The 26,833-nt window shown below is 66.7% G+C and carries 19 protein-coding genes, 1 pseudogene and 1 riboswitch; of the genes and pseudogenes, 11 read left to right on the top strand and 9 right to left on the bottom strand.

Annotation, left to right across the window (positions count from 1 at the left end; genetic code table 11):
* Positions 1–240: 240 nt before the first annotated feature.
* Both DL240_RS20975 and DL240_RS20790 read right to left on the bottom strand, forming a co-directional pair.
* Positions 241–1,704 (bottom strand): annotated as a pseudogene (locus DL240_RS20975) (SNF2-related protein); the annotation flags it as partial.
* Positions 1,704–4,967, bottom strand: coding sequence for an Eco57I restriction-modification methylase domain-containing protein (locus DL240_RS20790; protein ID WP_158542623.1), 3,264 nt, complete (start codon positions 4,965–4,967; stop codon positions 1,704–1,706). The pseudogene DL240_RS20975 and the gene DL240_RS20790, both read right to left, overlap by 1 nt.
* 169 nt (positions 4,968–5,136) lie before the next feature.
* Here DL240_RS20790 and DL240_RS15610 point away from each other — a divergent pair, with 169 nt between their 5' ends.
* The 7 genes from DL240_RS15610 to DL240_RS15580 all read left to right on the top strand — a co-directional run bounded on the left by DL240_RS15610 (position 5,137) and on the right by DL240_RS15580 (position 12,237).
* Positions 5,137–6,156 carry a lysophospholipid acyltransferase family protein gene (locus DL240_RS15610; protein WP_146618339.1) on the top strand — a complete coding sequence of 340 codons (1,020 nt, stop codon included), beginning with the start codon at positions 5,137–5,139 and terminating at the stop codon, positions 6,154–6,156.
* Positions 6,157–6,278: 122 nt separating this feature from the next.
* Complete coding sequence (locus DL240_RS15605) at positions 6,279–7,595, top strand: hypothetical protein (protein WP_111730836.1); 1,317 nt, start codon at positions 6,279–6,281, stop codon at positions 7,593–7,595.
* Positions 7,592–8,284, top strand: coding sequence for an ABC transporter ATP-binding protein (locus DL240_RS15600; RefSeq protein ID WP_111730835.1), 693 nt, complete (start codon positions 7,592–7,594; stop codon positions 8,282–8,284). The genes DL240_RS15605 and DL240_RS15600 overlap by 4 nt, the downstream gene beginning before the upstream one ends.
* Positions 8,281–9,105, top strand: coding sequence for an ABC transporter permease (locus tag DL240_RS15595; RefSeq protein WP_111730834.1), 825 nt, complete (start codon positions 8,281–8,283; stop codon positions 9,103–9,105). The genes DL240_RS15600 and DL240_RS15595 overlap by 4 nt, the downstream gene beginning before the upstream one ends.
* Before the next feature lie 503 nt (positions 9,106–9,608).
* Entirely contained in the window at positions 9,609–11,186 is a 1,578-nt protein-coding gene (locus tag DL240_RS15590) for an amino acid adenylation domain-containing protein (RefSeq protein ID WP_111730833.1), read from the top strand.
* A 2-nt stretch (positions 11,187–11,188) separates the two neighbouring features.
* Positions 11,189–11,989: an AAC(3) family N-acetyltransferase gene (locus tag DL240_RS15585; RefSeq protein WP_111730832.1), complete on the top strand. Its 801-nt coding sequence runs from the start codon at positions 11,189–11,191 to the stop codon at positions 11,987–11,989.
* Positions 11,989–12,237 (top strand): phosphopantetheine-binding protein, encoded by a 249-nt coding sequence (locus tag DL240_RS15580; RefSeq protein WP_111730831.1) that lies wholly within the window; start codon positions 11,989–11,991, stop codon positions 12,235–12,237. Before DL240_RS15585 ends, DL240_RS15580 begins: the two co-directional genes overlap by 1 nt.
* 44 nt (positions 12,238–12,281) lie before the next feature.
* On the opposite strand, the gene DL240_RS15575 is transcribed toward DL240_RS15580, so the two are convergent.
* Complete coding sequence (locus DL240_RS15575; RefSeq protein ID WP_111730830.1) at positions 12,282–13,595, bottom strand: DUF4910 domain-containing protein; 1,314 nt, start codon at positions 13,593–13,595, stop codon at positions 12,282–12,284.
* Positions 13,596–13,868: 273 nt separating this feature from the next.
* On the opposite strand from DL240_RS15575, the gene DL240_RS15570 reads away from it, so the two are divergent.
* Positions 13,869–15,014, top strand: a complete 1,146-nt coding sequence (locus DL240_RS15570) for a hypothetical protein (protein WP_111730829.1) — start codon at positions 13,869–13,871, stop codon at positions 15,012–15,014.
* Positions 15,015–15,123: 109 nt separating this feature from the next.
* Here the strand turns inward: DL240_RS15570 and DL240_RS15565 are convergent, their stop codons facing one another.
* Positions 15,124–15,447: a hypothetical protein gene (locus tag DL240_RS15565; RefSeq protein ID WP_111730828.1), complete on the bottom strand. Its 324-nt coding sequence runs from the start codon at positions 15,445–15,447 to the stop codon at positions 15,124–15,126.
* Between the two features lie 184 nt (positions 15,448–15,631).
* Between DL240_RS15565 and DL240_RS15560 the strand changes: the two genes are divergently transcribed.
* Positions 15,632–18,130, top strand: coding sequence for a PPC domain-containing protein (locus DL240_RS15560; protein WP_111730827.1), 2,499 nt, complete (start codon positions 15,632–15,634; stop codon positions 18,128–18,130).
* Between the two features lie 108 nt (positions 18,131–18,238).
* Here the strand turns inward: DL240_RS15560 and DL240_RS15555 are convergent, their stop codons facing one another.
* The 3 genes from DL240_RS15555 to tenA form a co-directional block, all read right to left on the bottom strand.
* Positions 18,239–18,610, bottom strand: a complete 372-nt coding sequence (locus DL240_RS15555; RefSeq protein ID WP_111730826.1) for a putative signal transducing protein — start codon at positions 18,608–18,610, stop codon at positions 18,239–18,241.
* A 130-nt stretch (positions 18,611–18,740) separates the two neighbouring features.
* Complete coding sequence (locus tag DL240_RS15550; RefSeq protein WP_146618338.1) at positions 18,741–20,207, bottom strand: hypothetical protein; 1,467 nt, start codon at positions 20,205–20,207, stop codon at positions 18,741–18,743.
* 206 nt (positions 20,208–20,413) lie between these two features.
* Positions 20,414–21,109: a thiaminase II gene (gene tenA / locus DL240_RS15545; RefSeq protein WP_111730824.1), complete on the bottom strand. Its 696-nt coding sequence runs from the start codon at positions 21,107–21,109 to the stop codon at positions 20,414–20,416.
* Positions 21,110–21,183: 74 nt separating this feature from the next.
* A riboswitch (TPP riboswitch) is annotated at positions 21,184–21,286 on the bottom strand.
* A gap of 890 nt (positions 21,287–22,176) precedes the next feature.
* On the opposite strand from tenA, the gene DL240_RS15540 reads away from it, so the two are divergent.
* A complete protein-coding gene (locus DL240_RS15540) occupies positions 22,177–22,788 on the top strand; it encodes a thioredoxin family protein (RefSeq protein ID WP_111730823.1) in 612 nt (203 codons plus the stop codon).
* Positions 22,789–22,817: 29 nt separating this feature from the next.
* On the opposite strand, the gene DL240_RS15535 is transcribed toward DL240_RS15540, so the two are convergent.
* Together DL240_RS15535 and DL240_RS15530 are read right to left on the bottom strand one after the other, a co-directional pair.
* Positions 22,818–24,173, bottom strand: a complete 1,356-nt coding sequence (locus DL240_RS15535) for a BamA/TamA family outer membrane protein (protein WP_146618337.1) — start codon at positions 24,171–24,173, stop codon at positions 22,818–22,820.
* 89 nt (positions 24,174–24,262) lie between these two features.
* A complete protein-coding gene (locus DL240_RS15530; RefSeq protein ID WP_111730821.1) occupies positions 24,263–25,036 on the bottom strand; it encodes a hypothetical protein in 774 nt (257 codons plus the stop codon).
* Positions 25,037–25,640: 604 nt separating this feature from the next.
* Between DL240_RS15530 and DL240_RS15525 the strand changes: the two genes are divergently transcribed.
* Complete coding sequence (locus tag DL240_RS15525; RefSeq protein ID WP_111730820.1) at positions 25,641–26,771, top strand: putative metal-binding motif-containing protein; 1,131 nt, start codon at positions 25,641–25,643, stop codon at positions 26,769–26,771.
* Positions 26,772–26,833: the final 62 nt, after the last annotated feature.

Raw genomic sequence — 26,833 nt, 5'->3', positions numbered from 1 at the left:
CTCCCCCCGAAGCCTCTCCCTTAAACGATCCTCCAGCGTCATCGCCTCCAACACTCCCACCTCCTCCTCGCCAGCCTCGCTCCCCAACCCCACGCTCCCGGCCAGCCTCGGCGCCACCCCCACCCGCGACGCCTCCCCGATCTTCGCCGCCAGCCGACGACGCATCCCCAACGTATCCGCCCACTGCTGCGGACGCGGCAGATACACCCGCACCTCCCCACCGCTGCCCCCCGGACGTACAACCCTCCCCACCCGTTGCTCCAGCTTCAGCGGCGAATAGGGTAGATCCGCCAGCACCAGCCGAGAACAACGCTGCAGATTCACGCCCTCCGACAGACAATCCGTCGCCACCAACACCCCCACCCCGTCTCGTCGCCCCACATCCCCCACAAAGCGCGACATCACCTCCTCAAAGCGCTCCCTCCCGGCCCCCGTCACCTCGGCGCCACCGCCGGTCACAAGCCCCACCCCCACCTGCGCCCCCACCTCCTGACACAGGCGCCGATACAACGCTCGCGCGGCCCCCTGATAGCCGGTAAACACCAGCCACTTCTCACCCCGCTCCCTCCCCACCAGCCGCGCCACCGCCCCCTCCACGCCCCCACCCTCCTCACGCACCTGCCTCACCCTGGCCAACACCTCCCGCACCACCTCGAGGTCCTCCGCCACCCCCTCTCGCGCCACGGCCAACCTCCCCTCATCCGCCGCGCGCTCCCCGTACACAAACCCCATCACCCCCTGCCGCGCACTCACCCCCTCAAACACCTCCCGAAACCGCCCCACAGCCAGCCACCGCCCCCGCGCGGCCGCGTCCAACCAACGCTCAAAATAGTGCGCCAGCCCCCCCAACGCCTCTTCCAGAGCCCCCGCACCGCTCTCCCACTGCCGCAGCCCCGTCGTCACAAACAACCCCCGGGGCCACGTCCCCTCAAACGCTGCCAGCCCCATCCCCCGCAACGCCTGCTCCAGATGTTGCCACAACCAGGCCTCCGCCTCCCCGGCCTCGTACCTCTCCACTTCAAAACGCACCTTCGGACGCCGTACCTCCCCAAAATCCGCCCGCCAGCGCCGAATCACCACCGACTCCAACAACTCCGTCAGGTCAAACGCCCCACGCCCGGCCTCCTCAAACGCATCCGCCAGCCCCATCCCCACCAACCCTCGCACCGCCCGATCGCTTAAAAAATACGCGAGCAACTGCCGCAAGTCCTCCGCCCCCCGACACACCGGCGTCGCCGTCACCAGCACCACCGGAGACTCCGACGCAAGGCCCATCAACGCCTGCGCCCGCCGGGTCCCCCCATGCCGAAAACGATGCGCCTCATCCACCACCACCACAGCCCAACGCCCCCCGATCCCCCCTCGGCTCATCCGGTGATGCGTCACCACCTCATACTGGCGCCCCTCCACCCAGCCCCGGGTGCCAGCCTCCGCCCTCCAGGCCCCCTGCACCCGAGAGGGCACCACCAGCAGCACGCGCCCTCCCCCGGCACGACGCCGCACCACCGCCGCCAACCCCAACGCCTCACGCGTCTTGCCCACCCCCACCCCATCGGCCAACACCACCCCGCCCAGCGCCGCCACCACCTGCGCCCCCCGCACCACCGCCTCATGCTGCTGCTCCGAGAAGGCCTCCCCCCGCACCTCCCCCACCGGCGCCCCGTAGCCCAACGCCCCGCTCAACCACCCCCGCACCTCCGCCATCACGCCACCTCCCGCGTCGTCAACGCCCCGCTTCCCTCCCGATACCTGCGGAGCACCTCCACCTCCCGACCACTCAACCCCCAGGCCTCCTCAAACGCACCGCCCTCCCACCACGCCTCAAACCCCTCCCCCCGCACCACCGCCTCCACAAACGCCCGGGGCACCGGCAGCAGGCGCACCACCCAGGCAAAATGGCGACGCCACTCTCCCCGCGCCCGCTCCCCCAACGCCCAGGCCAGCGCCCTCACCGGCTCGCTGTTCAGATACGCCGCCAGCGCCCGCGCCTCCCCCTCACTGCGCACCCCGGCGTAATACACCGTGTTCAGCGGCACCTCCTCTCCCGACGACGCCACCGCCTCCAACCGCTGCCCCAGATCCGCCCACATCACCTTCGGCCCCAGCACATCGGCATGCACCCGGTAGAGCTGCCACAGTGGCTGTCCCTCCCGATAATCGCTGCGTCGCTTCAACGCCCCGGCATACCCCTCAAAATGCGCCCTCAACCCCCGGGGCAACTCGCGCATCACCTCCCCTTGAGCGTCCACCGGCCACACCAGCCACCGCCGCCCCGCCTGGCCCTCCCCCCCGATATCGCGTCCCCCCACCGCCGGGCGCAGATACGACGACGCGCCGGCAAAGCACCCCGAAGGCTCCGCCCCTGACTCCACCAAAAACGCCTGATTGCATCCCGTCATCACACCCCGACGCACCTCCCACAGCCCCGCGGCCCCCAGCGCCACCGACCTTGCCTGCATCCGCCGAAAAAGCCCCAGCACCTCCTCGTCTACCAGCACCCAGGGCTCGCCAGCCGCCGCCCCCCAGACCCCCAGCGCCTCCACCCGGCGCGTAAACCGCCGCACCTCCTTACCCCGCCAGATCGCCACCTCCACCCCTCGCCACACCTCCCCGGCGCCCCCACCTTTTCGTACACGCAGCACCGCCGGATACGTCGTCGCCTCAAACATCGCCGCCGACGCCTCCGAACGATCCTCCACCCCCTCCAGCTCATGCTCCCCCAGCACTCGCCGCAGACTCGCCCCGTTCAACGAGCGCAACACCTTCCCCGGCACCAGCGCCACCAGCCGCCCCCCGGGCTTCAACAACTCCAGCGAACGCTCCACAAACAACGCCGCCAGATCCGCCTGAGCCCCGAAGGTCGCCCGCACCCCGGCATGCGCGGCCCCCTCCCATAACCCCGGCTCGCTCACCCGATAACGCGCCCGATACAACCCCCGCAGCCCCCGTTCCACCCGCGTCGCCCTCACCCAGGGCGGATTCGTCACCACCAGATCAAACCCGCCCCGCGCCATCACCCCCCCGAAGCGCTCCCCGTACCCAAACGCCAGCCCCTCCCGGCGCCCGGCCTCCACATCGGCCAGCACCTCCTCCAGCGCCCTCACCTCCACCTCCAGCTTCTCCCGCGCCTCCCGCTCCCGAGGCCCCTCTCCCGCCTCCTCCCCGAAGAGGTCCCGGCTCTCGGCCCGCGCCGCCAGCTGCTCCAGCTCCCTCTTCAACCGGCTCAGCCGCCCCTCCAACACCTCAGCCTGCACCGCCCGCTGCGCGCGCTCCATGGCCCGCTTCAACACCACCTTCTCCTCCCCGTGTGCCGCCGTATACGCCTCCTCCAGCTGCGCCAGCCGCTCCAAACCCTCCCGACTCACCTCTCCCACCTCCCCCCAGGCGCCCACCTCTCCCTTCACCCGGTAGCGCGCCACATCCAGGGGCTCCAACAACGAATTCCCCGCGCACAACCGATGCGTCAGATTCGGCAACGCCGGCATCGCCTCGGCCGGCAACCCCTCCAGCGCACTCAGCATCGCCAGCCACAAACGCAGCTCACACAGCCGCACCGCCGTGGCCTGCACATCCACCCCGTAGAGATGTTCGTGGATCAACCTCCGCATCCGCTCGTAGCGCTCCCCCGCCGTACGCACCACCCCGGCGGCCTCATCCAACGCCCGATCCACTCGCCGCAACACCCCCAGCACCTCCAGCAAAAACGCCCCCGTCCCCACCGCCGGATCCAGCACCCGCACTCGCCAGAGCGCCTCCCGCAAGCGCGCCCGCCCCTCCGCATCCAGGCCCCGAACATCCCCCTCCAACGCCCCCTGCGCCTGCGCACGGCTCAACCCGGCCTCCGACTCCAGGTACCCTCCCAGCCCCTGCCCCACCATCTGTCGAACCACCTCGCGCGGCGTATAAAAACTCCCCGACCTCCCCCGCCACTCCCCGTACATCAACCCCTCAAACACCTTGCCCAGCATCTCCGGATCCACCGCCGGACTCAGGTCTCCGGCCTCCGCCCACTCCGCCACAAAACGGTGCCGCTCAAACACCCCCTCCAACACCTCGCGCCAGACCTCATCGGGCCAATCCAACTCCGGACTCGCCAGCTCCCGCGCCGTGGCCTCAAACAGCCCCCCGTTCAAAAATGGCAACCGCCCCAACCCCCGGGCCTCCTCCCCACGAGCCCCCACCGGACAATTCAACGCCCCGAAGAACAGCGGCCGCATCACCTCCCGATAAAAACTCCCCCGACGCCCTTCCCGGCGCAGCCGCCGCATCACGTAGCGCCGATCCCCGTCCAACGCCCCCCGCGCCTGCAAAAAATACAGAAACACCACCCTCAACAGAGTCCCCAGCGCCACCTCATGCCGAGCCTGAGCCTCCGCGGGCCCCCCCTCCATCGTCGCCGTCAAACGCCGCAACGCCCCCGAAAACCCCTCAAAAAACGCCCGCGTCACCCCCTCCTGATCCAGCACATCCCGCACCTGCCGACGTACCGCCTCTCCCTCCCCGGCCGCCCCCCCCTTAACCACATCGCTCACCCGCAGCGCCCACCACTGCCCCAGCCCCACCGGATCGGGCTCCCTCCCATCCACCCGCAGCCGCCGCACGATCCGCCGCCCCTCCTCATCGTCATCCACCATCGCCGCCGTCCACGCCTCCCCGCTCAACCACCACCACACCACCGTCATCCCCTCACTGCGCGCGGCCACCTTCATCATCAACGCCCGCGCCCGCTCCCAGCTCCCCCCGCGCACACACATCAGACGATACCCCTCCCCCCGACCCACCACCTCCAGCCCCTCCAGGCCGGCCAGATCCCCGTCCCACAGCCCCCAGGCCCGCAACGCCGCGCCCATCACTTCCACCCCCACCACCTCATACCCCATCGCCCGGGCCAGCCCCCGCACATCGCCGGCCTGCATCAACGCCCTCACCTGCGCCCCTCCCCCCACCCTCTCCATGCCCTTGCCCATGACTCCCTCCCCTGTCTATAAGCCAACCCTGGCCACCGGATAGCCCTCCCCGGACCCCGGGTGTGCCCCTTACACCTACATGTCAGCACATCGCCTGCCTCTGTTGTCGTGATCTTTGGGCGATCTTTGCGTGCTCCCCTTCATTTTTTCTCTCCCCACCGACATCACCATGAACCCCATCCCCACCGACATCTCCTGGAAGCGCCGCCTGATCACCACCTCCGCCTGGTTCGCGCTCGCCATCCTCATGCCCGCCTCCCTCCCGCTGACCCTCCCCCTGGCCCTGCTCTGGGGCCTGGTCGCCCGCGACCACTTCTCGGCCGCCCGCGCCCTGATCTTCCTGAGCTACTTCTTTGTCCTGGAGTGCACCGGCCTGCTCTTCGCCCTGGTCCACTGGCTGCGCTTTCACCTCCTGGGCCTCTCCCCCCAGGCCTACGAGCGTGCCAACCGCCGCGTGCAGCGCTGGTGGTCCCGCGGCCTCTTCTGGACCGCCCTAAAACTCTTCGGCGCCAGAATCTCCGTCAAAGGACTCGACCACCTGGACAACCCCCACCCCGCCGTCATCCTCTGCCGACACGCCTCCACCCTCGACACCATGCTCCCCCTGGGCATCGCCTCCTCTCCCCGCATCTTCGCCTACGTCATCAAGTCCGAGCTCCTGGCCGACCCCGCCCTCGACTACGTCGCCCAGCGCATCCCCAACGTCTTTGTCAACCGCGGCACCAACAACCCCGAGGCCGAAGTCCAAAAAATCCTCGCGCTGGCCCGGGACCACCGCGACACCTTCTCGCTGGTCCTCTACCCCGAAGGCACCCGCTTCTCCCCGGCCAAGCGCCAGCGCCTCCTCGATAAATTCGCCGCCTCCCCCGATAAAGCCGACCTCCTGGCCACCGCCCGCGCCCTCACCCACACCCTCCCCCCCCTGCGCGACGGCGCCCTCAAACTCGTCGAACACGCCGCCGACAAAGACCTGGTCTTCATCGCCCACCGCGGCATCGATCGCGTCGGCTCCATGGCCGAACTCTTCACCGGCGCCCTCACCCACGCCCACCTCGAAGTCAACATCTGGCGCATCCCCGCCGCTCAGGTCCCCCGAGACCCCGAACTCATCGCCCCCTTCATCCTGGAACACTGGCAGCGCATCAACGACTTCGTCGCCGCCGCCCAGACTCACCCCACAACCGCCTGATCCCCCGGCCAGACACCCGCCCGAACCCCTTCCTTCTCCCGGCCCTCTCCCCATGCTAGCGTAACCTCTCCTTACACCAGCTGACACCCGAGCCCGCAGCTCGCAACCCGGAGCGCTTCGCCATGTCCTTGTCGTACCCCACTCCCCTCCTCGCCATGGCGCTCCTCACCCTGGCCGCAGCCTGCTCCCCCTCCCACGACGCCCGCAGCTGCGCCTCCTCGCAGGACTGCTTCAGCGACGAGACCTGCATCCAGAGCCGCTGCCACCCGACCACCCCCGACGATGCCGGACACGACGCCGACACCGAGGACGCAGGCCCGCCAGCCGACACCGGACACGACGCCGACACCAACCCGCCCACCGACGCCGGGCACGACGCCGATGCCGACACCGGCCCGCAGCCCTCCGATCCCTCCCTGATCGCCCGCTACACCACCCTGGAACAGACCCCTTTCTTACGCGCCGAAGCCATCGCCTTCGACACCGCCCATCACCCCCACCTGGCCTTCGTCTCGCGAAACAACCAGACCATCCAACTCGTCAGCTGGACCGGTGACACCTGGGAGTCCCGGGTTCTCAACGCCCCGGACAACTCCTTCTCAAACAGCGCTCCCCCGAACGTCACCCTGCGCATCCGCGACGATATCTTCCACCTGGTCTACCACGACGAACACGAGGGCACGCCGCAGGTCACCTACGCCCGGGGCGCCGGCAGCGAAAACTGGTCCTACTCGCCACTGCCAGTCCCCCCACGCCTCATCCCCGGCTACCTGACCATGGACCTCGCACCCAATGGCTTCCCGGTGATGGGCTTCCCCAACGAAGTACGCGCACGGATAGACGAGAACTGGCACATCTTCTTAAACTTCGAAAACGCCGATCCCCCCCTCATGTTCCCAGGCCCGCTGGCCTCAAGCCCCTCCAGCCTGGGCCTGCTCGCACTCCGCCCCCCCGCAGACAACCCCACCATTGCCAACGCTCTCTGGCTCGCCGAGTTGACCAACGACAACGAGCCCTTCCAACTCACTCCAATCGCCGACAACTCCTCCCCTTCCTTTCTCCTGCGCTACTCCCCCAACGGCACTCCGCTGATCCTCTACCACCAGTTCAGCAACGCCGAACAACGCCTCGTGCGCCGCAACGAACGCGCCATGGAAAGCGTGTTTATCCCCGTTGAGGTCCACATCACCGATCTGGCCTACACCCCCTCCGGCCTCCTCTACATCCTGGGACACGCCACCGACGCCACCGGCCAGCCCACCGGCCAGCTCACCCTCCACCGTCAGACCTCCAACGGCGGCTACGAACCCATCGACCTCCCCGAGATCCCCGCGCACAATCAGGCCATCCTCCGCATCACCCCTGACAACCACGCCCACATCTTCTACCGAACCGACACCGCCGAACTCCGCCACCTGCGCCTCCCCCTCTTCCAATGAGCGCCCCCCTCCTCCGGGTCCACAACCTCAGCTGGACCCCGCCCGACCACGACGCCCCCCTGTGGTCCGGCGTCACCTTCGAGCTGGGCTCCGGCCAACGATTGGCCCTGGAGGGGGAAAGCGGCTCGGGCAAGTCGACCTTGTTGCGGGCGATCATCGGGCTGCTCCCCGGCTCCACCGGTCAGGTCTACTGGCGCGGCCAGCCCCTGAGCCCCGACACCATCCGCTCCGTCCGACGCCAGCTCGTCTACCTCCACCAGCGCCCCGCCCCCCTGGCCACCACGCTGGGCCAGGAGCTCGCGCTGGCTCGCCACTACGCCGATTTTCGCCCCGACGACACTCCGCCAGGGCTCGACGAAGACGCGCAACGCCAACTCCTCGACCTTCTGGGCCTGGGAGACCTGCGCGACCACCACCCCTTCGATCGCCTCTCCCCCGGCCAGCAACAACGCCTGGCCCTGGTCCGCGCGCTCACCCTGAAGCCCCGGGCCCTCCTCCTCGACGAACCCACCGCCTCGCTCGACCCCGAGCGCCGCGACCTCGTCGAAGCCCTCCTGCTGCGCTACCTCAACGACGATCCGACGCGCGCCCTGATCTGGATCAGCCACTCCCGCCAACAACGCCAACGCCTGGCCACCCGCACCCTCTCCATCCACCGCTGGCGCCCCCCGGCCTCGACCTCGCCATGACCTACGTCCAGCTCTCCCCCCTCGACCTGGCCATCGCCGCGCTCCTGCTGCTGATCCCGGCCCTCATCAGCCTGGCCCTCAAGCTCGGCCTCCAAAAAAGCCTGGCCATCGCCGCCCTGCGCACCGTCGTCCAGCTCTCCCTCCTGGGCCTGATCCTCGAATGGGTCTTTGAGGCCAACCGCTGGTACTACGTCCTCCCCATGCTCCTGGTCATGCTCATCGCCGCCGCCCGCGCCGCCATCTCCCGCTCCGCTCGCCAGGTGCCCGGCTCCCACATCACCGCCTTTGCCTCCCTGACCCTGGCCACCTCCCTGACCACCTTCGCCATCACCGAACTCGTCATCGGCGCCGACCCCTGGTTCACCCCCCAGTACGTCATCCCCCTGCTGGGCATGTTGCTCGGAAACGGCCTCACCGGCATCAGCCTGGGCCTCGACCGCATGCTCAGCGACATCGTCCTCCAACGCCCCGCCATCGAAGCCCGACTCGCCATGGGAAGCTCCCTCTGGGAGGCCTCCCGCCAGCACCTCAAAGAAGGCGTGCGAAACGGCATGATCCCCATCATCAACGCCATGATGGTCGTCGGCCTGGTCAGCCTCCCCGGCATGATGACCGGCCAGATCCTGGCCGGCGCCGACCCCGCCGATGCCGTCGCCTACCAGATCCTGATCATGTTCATGATCGCCGCCGCCACCGCCCTGGGCACCATCACCCTCTGCCTGCTCACCTTCCGCCGACTCGCCCACCCCATGGCTCGCCTGCGCTGGGACATCATCACCCACCGCGATGAAACGCCGGCCCCCTCCCACGCCAAAAAATGAGCCCGCTCACAGCCCGGCTCCTGCCCCCCCAGCTCGACCGACCCCGCATCACCCCGATTCTCTAAAAGTGCGACATTTTGGCACAGTACATCGCCTTACCCCCCACACCACCGTGGTAATTTGCAACAGTCCATTGCCTTACACCCCACCTCACCGTGACATTTTGGCACAGTCCGTCAATTTACCTCCGCCAATACCCGATTTAAGGACATCCCGGATGCCTTCCGCCCGTCTTTTAGCGGGCTGGAGAGCGTCTTGATGTGCTCTTCCGGACATAGGGCCTGAGCCCCCTCTCGCCAGGAGGCCGGCCACGGGGAGGCCCCCCAAAGGAGGCCCCTCTCCAAAGCCCCCTGCCTGACCCGGCCCACACGCCCCGGGCTCCCGGGCTCCTCCCTCCTCCTTTCCCCTCGACACCCTCCCCCTGATGCCGACCTTTGACCAGACACCACACATCGCCAACGCGACCGGCCCCATTTTAGCGACCCGGGCACAGGGGGAGAGTCATGGTTTCCATCGTCGAGTACGTGTTTGACCAGGCGGAGCGCACCCCGGACACCGCGGCGCTGCTCAGCGAGGGGCAGACCACCACCTACGCCGAGCTGGTCGGGCAGGCCGGGCGTCTGGGCTGTGCGCTCTTAAGCGTGGCCCCCCCGGGAGGACATCAGGTGGTGGGCATCGCCGCGGAAACCAGCCTGAGCGCACATGCCGGGATCCTGAGCATCTGGGCCGCCGGCGCGGCCTACACCCCGCTGAACCCGCACCACCCGCTGAGCCGGCGCCTGGAGCTGGTGGAGCGCGCCGGGGTCGACACGCTGATTGTGGGGCCGGAGGCGCTCAACGACCTCGACGCCTTCTTAAGCCAGGCGCCCCGACCGCTCACCCTCTTGCTCCCGGAGCTTGAGCACCAGACCGCGCTGCGCGCGGCCCATCCCAAGCATCGCCTGCTCTTTGCCCCGGATCTCCCGCCGGCGCCCCTGCCTCATGCCTGGCGCTACGTCGACCCGCAGGCGCTGGCTTACCTGCTCTTCACCTCCGGGAGCACCGGCACCCCCAAGGGCGTGCCCATCACCCACGCCAACGTGGGCGCCTACCTGGAGCATGCGCGTCAGGCCTGGCCCCTGCAGCCCGGGGAGCGGGTCTCGCGCACCTTTGAGCTCACCTTCGACCTCTCGGTGCACGATCTGCTGACCGCCTGGTCTTCGGGCGCGACCCTGGTGCCCCTTACGCGCCGCGATCGCCTCTCCCCGGGGCGCTTTATTTTGGAGCATCAGCTCACGCGTTTTTTCTGCGTCCCGACGCTGGCCGCGGCGATGGCGCGTCACGGGCAGCTCCCTCCCGGCGGGCTGGGCACGCTAAAGAGCGTGCTCTTCTGCGGCGAAGCGCTGCCCATGGGGGTGGCCCGGGCCTTTGCCCGGGCCGCCCCCCGGGCCGAGCTCTTCAACCTCTACGGTCCCACCGAGGCGACCATCGCCATCTGCGCTCGCCAGCTCACCCCCGAGCTCCTGAATCAGGGCGAGGGCAGCGCCCCGCTGGGGGAACCCTTTGCCGGGCATGAGGCGGTGGTGGTCGACCAGGAGGGCCAGCCGCAACCGACTGGAGAGCCCGGCGAGCTCTGGCTACGCGGGCCCCAGGTCTTCGCGGGCTACTGGAAGGATGACGCGCGCAGCGCCGAGGCCCTGGCTCCGGGCGCCTTCTACCGCACCGGCGATCGGGTGGTCCGCGACGAACGCGGCGAGTTGCGCTTTGTGGGACGCCTCGACACTCAACTCAAGGTGCGGGGGCATCGGATTGAGCCGGCCGAGGTCGAAGCCGCCCTGGCCCGCGCGCTGGGTCACGCTCAGGTGGCCTGCCTGCCCTTTCCCTCCGAGCCCCGGGCCGCCGACCATCTGGTCGCGCTCATCGCCCACCCCACCGAGCTCAGCCCCAGCGCCGAGCAGGCGTTGCGCCAGCGCCTGCTCGCGGAGCTCCCGGCCTACATGGTGCCCGAACGTCTCTTAGCGCTGCCCACCCTGCCTCAGAACTCCAACGGCAAGCTCGATCGCCGCGCCCTCGCGCTCTACCTCAACACGCTCCGGGAGTGACCATGACCACCTACGCCTTAAGCGACCTCTTACGAGCCCTCAAAGAACTTCATCCCGAGCCGCCGCGCCTGGTCTTTGTGCACAGCTCGCTCTTTCGTCTGGGGCTGCTCCAGGGGGCTACTCCCACGGCCATCCCCGAGCTGATCTTTGAGACCCTGCGCGAGCACCTGGGCCATCGGGCCACCATCTGCGTGCCCACCTTTAACTTCGGGTTCTGCCGCGGGGAGTTCTTTGATCGGGCCTCCACTCCCTCGCGGCAGATGGGGGCCCTGGCGGAGTTTGTGCGCACGCTCCCGCATGCCCGGCGCTCGGCGCATCCGATGCAATCGATCGCCGCGGTGGGTCCGCTGGCCGCGGCGCTGACCGCCCCGGACACCGCCGGGGCCTTTGAGCGCGGCTCCAGCTTCGACACGCTCATCGAGTACGACGCCCGGGTGCTCACCCTGGGCTGCGGGCTGGAGCGCGTGAGCCTGGTGCACTGGGCCGAAGAGCGGGTGGGTGTGCCCTACCGAGCGTGGAAGTCCTTTCAGGCGCCCTATCGGAGCGCGGGGGTCGCGCGCCTGCGCACCTACCGCATGTACGCCCGCGATCTCTCGCTGGGGCTTCAATCAAACATCGCCCCGCTCACCCACGCCCTGCACCGCGACCGCCAGCTTGGCGAGCGTCGGGTGGGCGCCTCGACCCTCATCAGCGTCTCCAGTCGCGACTTTGTCAATCAGGCCATCGGCCTGCTCGAAGCCAACCCCTGGGCGCTGGTCACCCACCGGGGAACCGACGGATCTCTGCCCCGGAGCAGCCTCTGATGCAACCTCCCCACGCCCGAACTCTCCTTCTGGAATTGCTTGATGGCCCGCTCACCCGCGCCGGCGAGGCCCCCCGCGACGAGCTCGACCTCATCGAGGCGGGTGTGCTCGACTCCATCGCCTTTCTGGAGCTTTTAAGTGCTCTGCAGGAGCGCGCCGGCATCACCCTGGATCTCCTCCAGACCGACCCGGCCGAGCTCACCACCCTGGGAGCCCTGCTGCACCTCCTCCGCACCTCGCCACGCTGACGCTCGCGGAGCGTGGCGAACCCGGCCGAAGCTCCCGGGCGCAGCTACTCCCCCAGGGCCTCCCGCAGCTCGTCGCGCGCGCCTCCTTCCTCCACGCGCACCACCAGCCCCTCGCGCTCCAGGATCTTCAACAGGGGTACGCACTCCCAGGCCGCCAGCCCCACCGCCTCGGCCAGCTCCACCAGGTCGAGGCGTCCGTCGGCATAGGCCAGCAGGTTGCGCATCCCTTTGACTCCCACGTCGCGGCGCGCCCCCTCGCGCGTGCTCAGCGTCGGGTGAAGCCCTCGCCGGCCCAGCTGGGGCTCACAGATCGTGGTGGTACGCCAGCGCGCGTTGTGCTCCAGCACGTAAAGCGCCAGACGATGCGCCTCGTACGCTCCCTCCAGCCCTCGCGGCGTAATCAGCGAAAGGTCGTCCAATGAGGTGTGGTACTCCGGGTAGGTATGAAATTTCGAGCGCATCATCAGGGCCACCGGCAGATCCACACCCACCGCCCCGTACTGCCGCTCATCGCTGCCTCGATCCAGAAAGCTGTAGGCATCAAAGCTGCCGGCATGATGCTTGAGCACATGGCGCGCCACCCGATCGGTAAGCGTGTCCCCCCGGCGCGTGGGCAGGTACGAGTAGGTACGCTCGTCACCCACACAGCTGAGCACAAACCCGGCCAGCGTCCGCCGACGCATCTCCTCCAGGTGACGGCTTAAGTACACGATCGAACCGATGGTCTCGGGGACAAAGACGATTCGGTAGCTTAGCCGGCGCCGGGGCTGCGCCATCAACCAACGCGCCAGCGCCGTGGTGACCACCGGCCCGGAGAGCTCGTTATTGGCCATGGAGGGATGACACACATAGGTCGACAGGAGCACTTCCCGCGAGCTCTCCCCCTCCAGCAGCAGCTCTCCATAGGTCAGGCTGCCCGGCGCCAGGGTGCTATCGATCCACACATCAAAGGGCCCCGGTCCCAGCGCCTCGCGCAGCCGATGCGGCACGCAAAACCCCCAGCGTCGCTCATAAAACGACGTCACATAAGGGATGGCGTCGGGCTGCTCCTTGATCGAGTAGAGATGGTGCTCAAGCTTTTCTCTACTCACCCGCGCACAGATGGGCTCCGAATACCCCATCACATGCAAATTATGATCGGCAAAATCCACCAGCACTCGCCCGGACATGTCGCGGATCTGCGCTCCCCGAATGTTCCACTCCAGCGGCACCTCCCAATCAAAAGCGCGCGTTCCACTGGGCACCTCCACCAAGCGCATCCCCGGCAGACGCTCCTGCAAGAATCGCAGGGTCTGGCGGGTCCCCTCCCCGGTCAGGCTACGGCACATCGGATAGAGCTCACGCGCCCATTGATACATCTCCTCACCGACCGATCCGACCCTGCGCTCCGGTGGTTCTGACACGATGCCCCCTTGGAGGTATTGGAATCCCGGATTCACGAACGAAGTAAACCTAAACCGCCCCCTAAACACGGCAACACCACCGCCCGGGCGAGCAGCTAGCCTGTAATCACGACCACAACCAGGGGACCTTCTCAACGAAGTGGAGCAGTCATGCACGGCGTCACACGCCCTGATGTCAGCACTCCTGTGTCCATCGAGACGCACACGTGATCCTTTCAAGGAGCCTTCATGCACACCTCGCGCCCACGCGCATCGCGACGCTCATCAATGGCCTGCTTTCTCGCCCTGCTCCTCATCCTACTCCTGGCCCCTGTGGGGCCCGGCCCCCTGGCGCTCCCTCCCGACCTCTCCGAGGCCGACGCCCCACACGGACAGGGACAGGGGCATGCCCACGGATACGGAAAGGGCCAGGCACTCGGACACGAGATCGGGCGCGGACACACGCACGGGCACCAGGATTCGGCCTGCGGCGATGACACCATCAACCAGAGCGACGAAGCCTGCGACGGCGCCGACCTCAACGGGCAATCCTGCCTCACCCTGGGCTACGACGGCGGCACGCTGACCTGCTCCAGCGCCTGCACCTTCGACACCTCTGCCTGCACCGTCGCCCTGAGCTGTGAAGATCTTCAGGGCTCCGAGCCCAACGACACCTTTGCCGAGGCCGCCCCCCTCTCCCCGGACAACCTGCCGATTCAAGACGCCATCTGCGAGGGCGATGCCCGCGACATCTACACCCTCACCCTCCCGGTCGGCTGCTCGGTCCTCGCCCGCATGACCCCACAGGCCGACGTCGACTTCGAGCTCTCCCTGCATACCGCCTCCGGTGAGCTCGCCCGAGCCACGTCGGGCGCCGGTCAGACCGACACCGTGCAGGCCGGCGCCAACACCAGCACCTACTACCTGGAAGTCTCCCCCCTGAGCAGCGCCACAGGCTCCTATGACCTGGAAGCCACCGTGGCCGACCTCGCCTGCCTGTCGGCGCCAGGCTGCCCGAATGACGACATGTTTGAACCCAATGACTCTCTGGCGAATCCCTACCCTCTGGAAGGCCCCACCGCCTTGCTTAACGGCACCATCTGTGACGCCTCACGCGACTACTACGAACTCACAGTCCCCGCAGGCTGCCAGCTCTCCAGCGTGCTGGAGTTCTCCCACGCCGTGGGCGACCTTGAGCTTGCCCTCTACGACTCCACCGGCGCCATCATCGCTCGGAGTTCGTCCACCTCCGACCGAGAGGAAGTACGCCTCACCGAGGTAAGCACCGAGGAGGTCTACAGACTTGAGGTATATGGCTACGACGGAGCGACCGGCGCTTACAGCCTGCATAACACCATCACCTGCGCCTCCCTCCAGGACAGCAGCGTCCCTTAACCCCCCCTGCCCGAAACGACTCGAGCCGGCCCCTGACGGGGCCGGCTCGTTGCATTAACGGGCAACCGCCCACCTCACCGCGAGCCCCGGTCAGCCGGAGCTCGTGCACTCAAGGCGTCTGCGCCTCGCCCACGCCATCGGGTTGAGCATCCCCCAGACACCCACACATCTTACCCTCCTCGTTCACCCAGTCGCCAAAGACATGCCCGGTATGGCCTCGCTCTCGGCAGCAGCTGGAGCAGGCGGAGTTGTCATTCAGCTCCTCACACGCCGGGTAATAGGTCTTCGCCGTATCCGCGAGCTCGCTGAAGATTCCCACCCCGAAAAACGCCGCTCCCCCGCAGCAGAGCAGGCTCATCGCGAGGATCGCGCCCAGCACAATGAGCACGATCTTCAGCGTTCTCTTGTTCCCTTCGACCACCTCCTCTTCCATTCCCACCTCCCGGGGTAACCCCCTGTGATTGACGCCTTAACAGGACCTTCGTGCGCCATTGGACATCCTGAAAATTTTATGAAAAGGTGCGCGCCCTTCCGAAACCGTACGACAGAACCGCCCTTATGTGCGCGAAATCCATTCTTTTTTTCGCACATAAACGACTCGCCCGCAGGAGCCCTCCATGCCCGTTCATCTTCCTCAACCCTCCCCTCGGAGCAAGCGCCTGTACGCGGCTCCCCTGACTCTGCTCTTCTGCATGCTGCTGGCAGCCTGCGGCACTGACGACGACGTGCGACCGACGCTCTTCGATGACACCGACCTGGTGGACGATCGCGACACCGGCACCGACCCGGATGCCGATACCAACGACGACGCTGACGCCGACGGCGACGCTGATGCCGACGGCGACGCTGATGCCGACGACGACGCTGATGCTGACGCCGGCCCGAGCTGCGGCAATAACCTCATTGAGGGGAACGAGGAATGCGAGGGCTCCGACCTCGGCGGAGAGTCCTGCCAGTCCCAGGGCTTCGACCTGGGCGAACTCGGCTGCTCCTCCTCCTGCACCTTCGACACCACCGCTTGCTTCGATGAAGTGCCCAAAACGTGCGGCGATGACGAAGTAAATCAAGCAAACGAATCCTGCGACGGCTCCGACCTCAGCGGAGAGACCTGCGCCTCGCAGGGCTTCGACGGCGGCACCCTCGCATGCAACGCCTCCTGCGCCTTCGACACCTCCGCCTGCACCACCAACCCCGTCTGCGGCGATGGCACCGTCAACCAGACCTCCGAATCCTGCGACGGCTCCGACCTCGGCGGAGAGACCTGCGCCTCGCAGGGCTTCGACGGCGGCACCCTCGCATGCAACGCCTCCTGCGGATTCGACACCTCCGCCTGCACCACCAACCCCGTCTGCGGCGATGGCGCCGTCAACCAGACCTCCGAGTCCTGCGATGGCTCCGACCTCGGCGGTCAATCCTGCGCCTCACAGGGCTTCGACGGCGGTACCCTCGCCTGCAATTCCTCCTGCGCCTTCGACACCTCCGCCTGCTCCACCAACCCCGTCTGCGGCGATGGCACCGTCAACCAGACCTCCGAATCCTGCGACGGCTCCGACCTCGGCGGTCAATCCTGCGCCTCACAGGGCTTCGACGGCGGTACCCTCGCCTGCAATTCCTCCTGCGCCTTCGACACCTCCGCCTGCTCCACCAACCCCGTCTGCGGCGATGGCACCGTCAACCAGACCTCCGAGGCCTGCGATGGCTCCGACCTCGGCGGACAATCCTGCGCCTCACAGGGCTTCGACGGCGGCACCCTCGCCTGCAATTCCTCCTGCGCCTTCGACACCTCCGCCTGCACCACCGACCCCATCTGCGGCGATGGCATCATCAACCAGGGCTTCGAGGTCTGCGACGGCAACGCTCTTAACGGCGAAACCTGCACCTCACAGGGCTTCGACGGCGGTACCCTCACCTGCTCCGTGGTCTGCGGGTTCAACACCTCGGGCTGCTACATGGGCACCATCTGCTCCGCAGATGACCAGGGCGAACCCAACGACTCGATAGCCCAGGCGGTCGCACTGACCCCGGGCCTCGGATATGACGCAGCAAGCTGCCAGAGCAATGCCGACTACTACCGCTTTGAAGCCCCGGTGGGCTGCACCCTCACTGGTCAGCTCGATATCACCGGCACCGGCTATGCCGGCTCCTACCAGGATGTCGATCTCGACCTCCACACCGCCACTCGCCGCATCGCGACCAGCACCAACGCCGGCACCAACGCGGAGAACGTCAGCGGTGTGAGCTCCACCAGCACCTACTACCTGAGCGTGCACCCCTTCCAGTCGGCGGCCACCACCTACACTCTGACCCCAAGCGTGGTGTCCTGCCCGGCCCTCCCCTCCTGCCCGGGCGATGACATCTTTGAACCCAACGGCGATCACCTCACAAGCTACGCGCTCGAAGGCCCCCTGGCCTACCTTGACGGCGCGCTCTGCGTGGCCGAGTCCGACGACTGGTACGAGATCTACGTGCAGGAAGGCTGCACCCTCGACCTCGACCTGACCTTCATCGACGCCAACGGAGACCTGGATCTCTTCCTCTACGCTCCCAACGTGGAGCCCACCGCCTCCAACTACCTGGCACGCAGCTTCTCCGCTACCGACGACGAAGCCCTGAGCTACACGGCCACCGCCTCCGGGGCCTACGGAGTCCGCGTCACCGCCTGGAACTCCGACACCAACACCTACGGCCTGCGCGCGGAGGTGAGCTGCCCGGCCAACCTGGAGCTGGCCTGCCCCGACGATGACCTCTTCTCCCCCAATCACACCCGCTTCGACGCGGTCCCCCTGACCCTTAACGACTCGATCGACGCCATCCTCTGCCCCGATCGCCGAACCTTCGAGTTCTTCCCCGAGTCCGACTTCTTCGAGGTCGAAGTCACCGAAGTGGGCGATCTCAACGTCGAGCTGCACTCCCAACACGCCCTCGGTACCCTCTACCTGGCGCTGCTCGATGACGCCGGAAACCGCGTCTTCACCACCGACCCCCTGACCGGCAACGCCGTCATGATCTCCAACTCTGGCCTGGTACCGGGTACCTACGTGTTTGAGGTCTACGGCGCCACGGCCAACGACGCCGGCAAGTACAACCTGCGTACCTCCTTCACCCCGACACCCTGAACCCTCGGGTAAAGGTGCACTAAAAGCACAGCGGCCGCGTAAAAACGCGGCCGCTGTCTTTTTTAGGCCTCCTGCCCTCTCACAGCTGCCCCCCGGCCCCCGGCCCCCTCAACGCCCCCGAATCCACCGGGCCAGACGGGAGATAACCCCCGGAGACTCCCCTCGCCAGGGCGCGTGAGCCCCGGCGTCTTCATCCCCCTCCTCCTCGGCAAAGAGCCTGGCCTCCCGCTCGTCCACAAAGATCGAGTCTTCCAGAAAACCGTCGGGCTCCTGACTTAAGATCGCCCGGGCATGCTCCGCATCCTCCGCGCGCACTCGCACCTTCACCCCTCCCACCGCACTGCTGATCCCCGCGTAGGTCGCTACAATCCCCTCGTCTTCCAGTGCACAGACGATCCCGGCATCCGCCAGACGCGTGCGGGCAATGTGGGCGTCGACCGGAGAGTCGTAGGCTCTGATCACCAGCGTCGTTTCACGCATTCACTCTTTCCTCGGAAGAGATGCTCCGCTCACTGTCGCTGGCCGGCACCCAACACCACCGGCAAACGCACCTCCCCAACCTCCGCCACCACTCGCCCTATTTCTCGCCCGACCTCGATATCAGGCGCTCCTAAAAACGCTCCACCCCCACCACGTCCCGAGCCCCGGGATGCTCGGCCGCCGTCCATAACAGGTCATAGGCCCGCTCATAATAGAGGTCTTCCGCACCGTAGACCCAGTTCACCGAGGTGTTCGCCTGCCCGGGACGCCCCCTGTAAAGACGACCCTGATTGCCGTCCTGACTCGACGAAGACACATACACATCGCCGCCCACCCGCACGCCCCCCTGTGCCCGAGTCTGCCCGATCACCAACGCCTGAGAGGCAACCGTACTGCCCTGACGCGTCTCCAACAGCCCGCTCTCGGCATCCAGGGGCCAGACCGCCGCCTTGCCCGAGACCTGATCCGAAATGTACTCCCCGGTAACCAATGCCGGGGGATCGCTCTGGCGGTCCAACCCCACCCAGGAAAAACGCACGGGACACGACTCCGAAGTCAGCCGGTAGCGGCCAATCCGCGGTACCGCAAAGAGATAGCCGTGGGCGTCACTGCGCCCCCCGCGGATGCCGATCGCCCCGGTGTCGTCGGTATCACTCGGCCGAAACATCCGCCCCAGGTCATAGACCCGAATGCCCCTGGTCGTATCGACCACGTACACATAGCGCCCCCACCAGACGATGCCGCCGGCATGAAGCGCGTTGCCACCGTCGTACTCGGCCGAGGTGTAGTTCACCTGGCCCCCCTCTTCCACCGGATCCACCAACAAAAGATGGCGGTAGCTCACGTCGTTTAAGTCCGTGATGTCCGCCACGCTCAGACGCGCCCCTTTGGTCGGGCGCGCGTCGGTCTTGTGGTACCAACTCGTCATGATCAGGCGACGGCCTTCCACCTGACCCGAGGCCTCCGCGTCACTGGAGCCGGTGATGCCCTGGGGATACCAATAGCTCACGTCCTCATCGCCACTGTTCCACCGAAATCCCCGCGCCCCCAACCCACTCAGCCGGGTCGTTGTCGCACTACCCAGCCCCACTCGCCCCTGACGATTGAGCGCGCCAAGCACATCGGTGATGTCGCGACGCTGACCGCCTGCCTCCCCGGTGACGCGCGCCAGCAGGCGATCGGCCAGCGCTTCGCCCTGACTCAGCGGTGCCTCCAGGGCCAGCTCATAAGCACACCCGTCGATGCCCCGCATCTGCCCCGTCCCCGTCGTCACATCCACCGCGCTGCAGGATATCGCCGGACATTCCCAGGTCGGCTCCGGTGATACCTCAGGCGCATCCGCACCATCGGACGGCAAAGAAACATCGCCCGGATCAGCAACGTCCGCCGCATCTTCAGCGTCAGGCCTGCCGGCGGCATCCTCCTCAGGCTGCACATCCCACGTGTCCCCCTCCGAGGCCGCATCCGCCGCGCCGCCGGTGTCCCGCGTCGACACGTCGAGTTCGTCCAGATTTGCCCCTCCGAGATGACCCGGCTCACAGGCGCTCAACCACCACGCCACCACACACACACACGTCCATGACACGCGACACGGCATCGGCTTCTCCGGAGACAAAGGCATCTGGCAGCTTGCAGGAAACACACTCTCGCAGAACCCCACGCTACGCCATCGCCCCCCGGCCCCACAACCCGGCCGCCCCCCACCTCCCCTGACACCGCTCGCCAGCGGAGCCCAAAAAAAAGGCCCCGTCACCGGGGCCCGCTGTGTACCTTATTGCCGACCGCCCGGGCCGGCTTAGCCCCTTAGACCGGCCACTGCTGATGCTCCCAGGCCTGCTGCCAGAACATCCACTCATAGCGCACGCTGGTCACAAAGGCCTGCACCGCCCGCTCCCGCGCCGCCTCATCGGCCGCGTCAGCAAAGCGCTGCAGACGACCGAGGATCTCGTTCATGTACTCATTGAACCCCGGATCCGAATACATCCGCAGCCAGTCCGCGTAGGGGTGATCGTCTTCAATCGTCCCCAGACGCTCCAACAAATGCTGCCCCAACGCGATGTAAAGCCAGGGGCAAGGCGTCAGCGCTCCGACCGCCTCGACCAACGTACCCCGGGTGGCCGCCGAGATCATATGGTCCTGATACGCCCGGTTGTTGGGCGTCAGCTCCATCGCCGCGATCTCCTCAGGCCCATACCCGAGCTTCTCCCCGTAGCCCGCATGCAACTCCCCCTCAACCACCAACGCCATCCGCGCGGCGTCCACAAACCACAGCTTATCCACAGGAGACACACAGCGCGTCGAGATCAGGCTGGCCGCATCCGCAAAGGCCTCCAGATATCGGGCGTCTTGCATCTGATAAAAACGAAACTTCTCGGCATCCAGCGTCCCCTCGGCCAGCGCCAACACAAAGGGATGCTCAAAGGACGCGCCCCACTGCGCGCGCGCAGCCTCCAGGCAACGCTTCGCAAAGGGCGGAACTTCAAAGGCAGGTGCGCTCATACATACTCCTCAAACAAAAAGGTGAGTGAAGAGCCAGGCATACAGTGCCCCGCCATCGCTACGATGGGGATCGTCGTCGTCATGTGTAGCCTCCCTACGCCGGTACAAACCGGATCAGGTCATGAGGGTATCTTCTCAGCCTCCTCCATCTCGGACGAGGCACCCCTGGCATCGGTGATGGCTGCCACCCTAACGCAGGTTCCAAAAAAGACAAAGGGCATGTCTCCCGCCCAAAAACCAGGAAGCCCCCCGGGCGCCACAACCTTCTCATCCCCCCGGGAGTCGACTCCCAACCTGACCCTTCTCCCACCCCCGGCCTTGAGACTCGACTACCAACCTGACCCTTCTCCCACCCCCGGCCTTGAGACTCGACTACCATCTCCAGCCCACCCCTCCCCCCTCTAACGGGGTAAGACCTCCCAGCGCCGCCCTTCTCCTACCCCTGGCCACGGGACTCGACTCCCAATCGGCCCCTTCTCCCACCCCGTGCCACGGCACTCGACTCCCACCTCCGACCCACCCTACCCCCCACGAATGGGGGACAACCTCCCAGCGCCCCCCTTCTCCCACCCCTGGCCACGGGACTCGACTCTCAACCGGCCCCCTCTCCTTCCCCTGGCCACGGGACTCGACTCCCAACCGGCCCCCTCTCCTTCCCCTTGCCACGGGACTCGACTCCCAACCGGCCCCTTTTCGTCCTCCCAACCCTGGGAGTTGACTGCCATGCGGCGCCGTCTCCTTCCTCTTTGACCGGGAGGGGAGTGAAGTCTGCTGCGCTCAGGCAGCGCACTCAGCGCGTTTGAGTCGTGAGGCGTTCGGGATGGATATCGCGGCTTCCGGGGTTAGACAGGCCTGGGTTGAAGGGGAGCTCTACTCAACGGGCGTCCCGACCGGGGCCATAGTCCCGGGAGTTCGACCCGGGCTCGACCTTTGCCTCGAAGCCTTCGCAGGTACTCCGGACGCATTGTGCCACGGGGAAACTCGGGAGAGTGTGGGGTAGGCCGGTGAGCAGACGAAGCTGACGTTATGAACCGACAACGTGCCATGGAGATATGATGAAGTCTGGAATGTTCCCTCTGATCCTTTCCCCGGTCGCCGCTCTGGCGATGATGGCCTGCGAGCCCTCGTCCCAGGCGCCGGACACCCCGGCCGTCCTCACGGCCCAGAGTGATGAAGCGGTGGAGGCCTGCGAGGAGGAAAGCGACGCACCGGCCCCCTCTCCCGGGGCGGAGGCGCGAAAGGGGGAGGACTTTGTCGGCGAATTAGAGCCGGAGAGCGTGCGCGGCCGGGCTCCGGGGTGGGCTGAGGCCGGGGGGAAGGCGCCGGTAGACGAGGCGGCCGCCCGAGCGCTGGGGCAGGTCGCACCGGGAGCACAGGTGAAGGTGGTGCTGGGGACGTGGTGTTCGGACAGCGTCCGGGAGGTGACCCGCTTCTGGGAGGCGCTTGAGTTGGCACCACAGGTGCCCTTTGGCGTGGAGTACGTGGGGGTGGATCGCAAGTTAGGTGGTGGCGATGTGGATCTGGCGGGGCTGGACATCATCGCGGTACCGACCTTCATCGTCTATCGCGATGGTGAAGAGGTGGGCCGAGTGATCGAGCGTCCCCCGGGCACCATCGAAGGTGATCTTCTGGCGCTGCTCACCGGGGAGCGTCGGGGCAAGCTCTCGGCCACTCGCTGAGTCGGAGCGTTCGGGGCCGCGGCCCCCTTTTAGTTCCTGTGTTCGTGCATCGCATTCATGGAGCGATGGGCAGCGCTCATCGGATCGAGGATGCCGTAGGACCCCATCCGCATGGGCCCACCGCCGAAGTAGAGGCGCAGACCGAGCGAGGCACTCCAGAACGCGTTGGTTCCCAGAAGTTCTTCGGGGAGGATGTCACCGCGGGCTTCGCTGACGTAGGCGTGTTGTACTTCGGCAAAGGCGCGCACGCTGAGGGGGAGTCTGCTCAGGGTAAGGCCGTAGCCCAGGGTGTTGATGAGCCAGCGGGTGGCCCCGATGTCGGGGGCATGATGGTCGTAGCGGAAAAAATCCTGACTACCGACGGGGCCCTCCCGAGCGAATTCGGGCCGGGTGGCAAACTCCAGGCGGTAATAGGGGAGGTGGCGGTCGAAGCGAGGCTGGACTTCGCCCAGGATCGAGAAGAAGCCCTCATTGGATTCGGGCTGGCTCAACGAGGCCTCGACCAGGGCGTAGAGGCCCCCGGAGTCACGGGAGCGATCGTAGCGCAGGGCTCCGTTATAGAGGGCAGTGATTCCGGCCTCCGCACCGTCGACGCCCTGGACGCGGGCATAAGAGAGTGAGGCTTCCCAGCGAGCCGCCGGACCGAAGCCGGGGCCGAAGCGTCGGGAGAGGCGCGCCGACCAGGAGTCACCAAAGCTGGTGATGTTGGAGAGGTCATAGGGGCCTTCGGGTTCGGCCCCCCCGAAGAGGCCGGCCTCCACGCCCCAGCCCCCCCACAGAAGGATGGCGTTGAGCGTCCATCGCTCCAGGATCTGAGAGAGGTGGTGGTTGGTCGGGTATTTCAGGACGGGGCGAGCCATCGGGTCATCGGTTCCGTAGGGTGCGAAGCCCTTGCCGGCGGAGAGGGAGAGGGCTGCGGGTCCGAGGTCCCAGAGGTTCCAGCTGAGCATCAGTTCGTGGATCAGGGTATGAGGATGGCGAGCGTCGATGTAGCCCTCCCCCCAGCCGCCCGGGGTCAGCTCCCCCTGAGGGAGGGTGAGCCCCTCGAAGTTCGGGGTAAATCGCAGGGCAAACGTCGAGGTCGGGCTCTCCAGGTTGATCATGGCGGCCGACTGCGGGAGGGCCCACCGGGTTTCGGCCAGGGGAAGCTCGCGTTGAAAGGGGGCCAGGGTGGTCACGACGCCGAAGATCTGCGCCATGCCCATCAGCTGCCATCCCCCGGGCAGATCCAGCATCAGCATGTCGTGATCTGCCGCGCCCTGCTCCCCATGTTGGGAGGAAGCGCCGGGGGGCGGCGACCTGTCGTGATGGGACTGAGCCAGCGCGGCCCCGGGAATCAGGAATACGAAGACAAAGATAAGAGCGCGGTGTGCCGCTCGGAGCATGGGTTCCCCCGGAGTTGGTATCGAAACAGTGGCGGCCTGCGAGCCCGTCGCCGGGCCGGGCACCTGGGTCTGGCATCTGGCGAGCAGGGTTAGTCTGCGGGTGTATCTCGAAGTCCTTCTCGGATGGGCCCGGCTTCGTAGCGTCCGCGCAGGCGCGCCTCCAGGGCCTCATCGATCACAAAGGAAGCACCGTCCCAGACCACCACGCTGGTGTAGGGAAATTCCGGGGAGCGACGTTCGGGCACGTCGTCATGGAGGTAGGTGGCGGTGAGGATGGGGGCGGGCAGGTGCGCTTCTCCGACCTTTTCGAAGATGACGGCCAGCATTTCGGAGGAGGGCCAGGGGCCCAGGCGCGCCACGTAATGCCCTTCCCAGCCGCGGGGCCCCTGGCCGAGGATGAAGGTACGAAAGCCCTCGGAGCGTTCGGGTTCAAAGATGTAGAGGAGCGCCTCGTTGTAGGGGCCGATGGGGCCGAAAATCACATCGAAGGCCAGGCGCGCGAAGTCACCGTACTGTGCTTTAGCGCGGGTGAGATCGGGGCTTTCGTTATACCAGGTGGCCTCGAAGAGGCGTTGGGCCTCCATGGGGATGGCCACTTCGTAGGCGATGGGCCGGGGGGAGTGCCGGGGATTTGATGGAGGCTGAGGGGCCTGCTGGCCGGGCGCCTCGTCGGGAGTGGGGCCGTGCCCGAGGGCTCGACGCTCCACAGGCCCGTGTAGCCCCTCCGATAGCTCCACCTCGGGAGCCGGGGCAGCCTGTGAGGAGGTTGACGTTGCCGAGCAGGCCACCACCAGCATGGCGAGGCAGGCCAGGGCGGCGCCCTGTCGGCAGCACATAGCGAGACGATCCAGACAGACACCCATGCGATCTCCATCCTCAATGGTAGCGCGGCACGCCCGCGCACGAAGGCGGAAACACGACGCCCCCCGAAGCCTGTCTCACCGGGTGACGCCCCCCATAAAGACGATCGTTGGTACGAGTTCTCCGCGCCTTGCGCCGTATCAGTGACCGCAGCGCGTAAGGCGGCCAGGGTCTCAGGGCCCTGCGTGGCCCGGAGATGAGCGTGTTCGGTGAGCACCAGGAGAGCCCGCGAAGCGACCCATTCCAGACCCCAAACCTAAACACCGAGACTGCACTCTCGTAGCCCGCTCTCGGGGCGCATTTCGCCCACTTGCCTGGTGCCCCGGCGAGCGTGTCCGGGGAGGCAGGTATCGACCATCCTCCGCGCGCGCCATGGTACTTTTGGGGGAGCGCCTGCCACCGTGAGCCAAGCGCAGACAAGGTCGAAAGGAAGGACCTCCTGGCGAGCCGAGCCCCCGGGGCCTCCCGAAGGCTGTGACAATGACGTGACGCCTGCAGACAAAATCGCGCCAACGCTTTCATTTCCCTACATCACCTGCTAGCTTCCGCGCTCAGAGCCCCCGGCCATTTTCCGGTCGCGACGTACACCACTCTGAGGCCCCACCGATGAAGCGAGCCCCCCTGGCCCCCATCTTCGCCCTCCTGCTCCTAACCATCTCGTTGCTGGCCGCCTGCGGCTCCGACAGCACCTCTAGCGAGGTACTTCAGTGCGGCGCCGACGAGCTGCTCGATCAGCAGGCCAATGCGTGTGTGCCGCGCACCACGATCGATGAAAACGACGTCGGGGACGATGCAGACGTGGATCGGCAGGACGTCGAAGATCCCGAGCCGGACGTGGAAGATGAAGACACCTTTGACCCGAGCTGCGACTCCGACAACGACGGTGAGCTCAGCTACGCCTGTGGTGGGATGGATTGCGACGACAACGATCACAACACCTACCCGGGCGCGCCGGAAATCTGCGACGGCAAAGACAACAACTGCAACACCCTGATCGATGAAGGTGTGAGCTGCACCTTCTACGCTCATACCAATGATGGTCTCTACTCGATCAATCCCTTTGAAGGCACGGCCAACCGCGAATCGGACCTGGTCGACTGGGACATGGAGCTGGTGCGTCTGCTCGACATCGACACGCACCCGATGGGCGTACTCTTCGGGGTGACCCGCAACGATCTTTACGCATTTTATGATGCGGAGAACGTCTGGATCAAAGTGGCCTGGCTGGGCGATGTGGGCGACGCCAACGGGTTGGCCATCGACGGCTTTGGCACGGCCTATGTCACCGCCGAGAACCACTTCTTGAAGTTTGATCTGGCGGAGGTCGAGGCCATCATCCAGGAGCATGGCTTTGATGAGCGGGAGTTCCGTAACCTGCGGCTCTATCCCGAGCAGATCACGGTCACCGGCGACACCGAGTACTACTCCAGCGGGGATTGCGTGGTGAACAAGCAGAACACCTTCTACATGACCTCCAAGCATGAGGAAGGCATCGATCACCTCATCGAGATCGACCGCAGCACCGGGGCGGCCACCAATCTGGGACCGACCAGCGACGCCAGCGGCAACCTCTACCGCGGGGTCTACGGGCTGACCGCCGGCTGGGGCAAGCTCTTTGGCATCACCAGCTCTGGCGATCTTCTGGAGCTCAACTCGTCCACGGGCCAGGCCGAGCTGATCACCAGCTTCGGCGAAGGCAAGCGTTGGTATGGCTCGGCGAGCACGCCGCAACGCTGAGGCCACCGCGTCCAGCAGGAGATATGCGCGGGTTCCTTCCAGGGACCCGGCCCAGGGCCCGA

The sequence above is a fragment of the Lujinxingia litoralis genome, assembly GCF_003260125.1.
GTDB classification, from domain to species: Bacteria; Myxococcota_A; Bradymonadia; order Bradymonadales; family Bradymonadaceae; genus Lujinxingia; species Lujinxingia litoralis.
The sequence above is the reverse complement of the archived record's forward strand: the minus strand, read 5'-3'. Positions and strand labels throughout refer to the sequence as shown.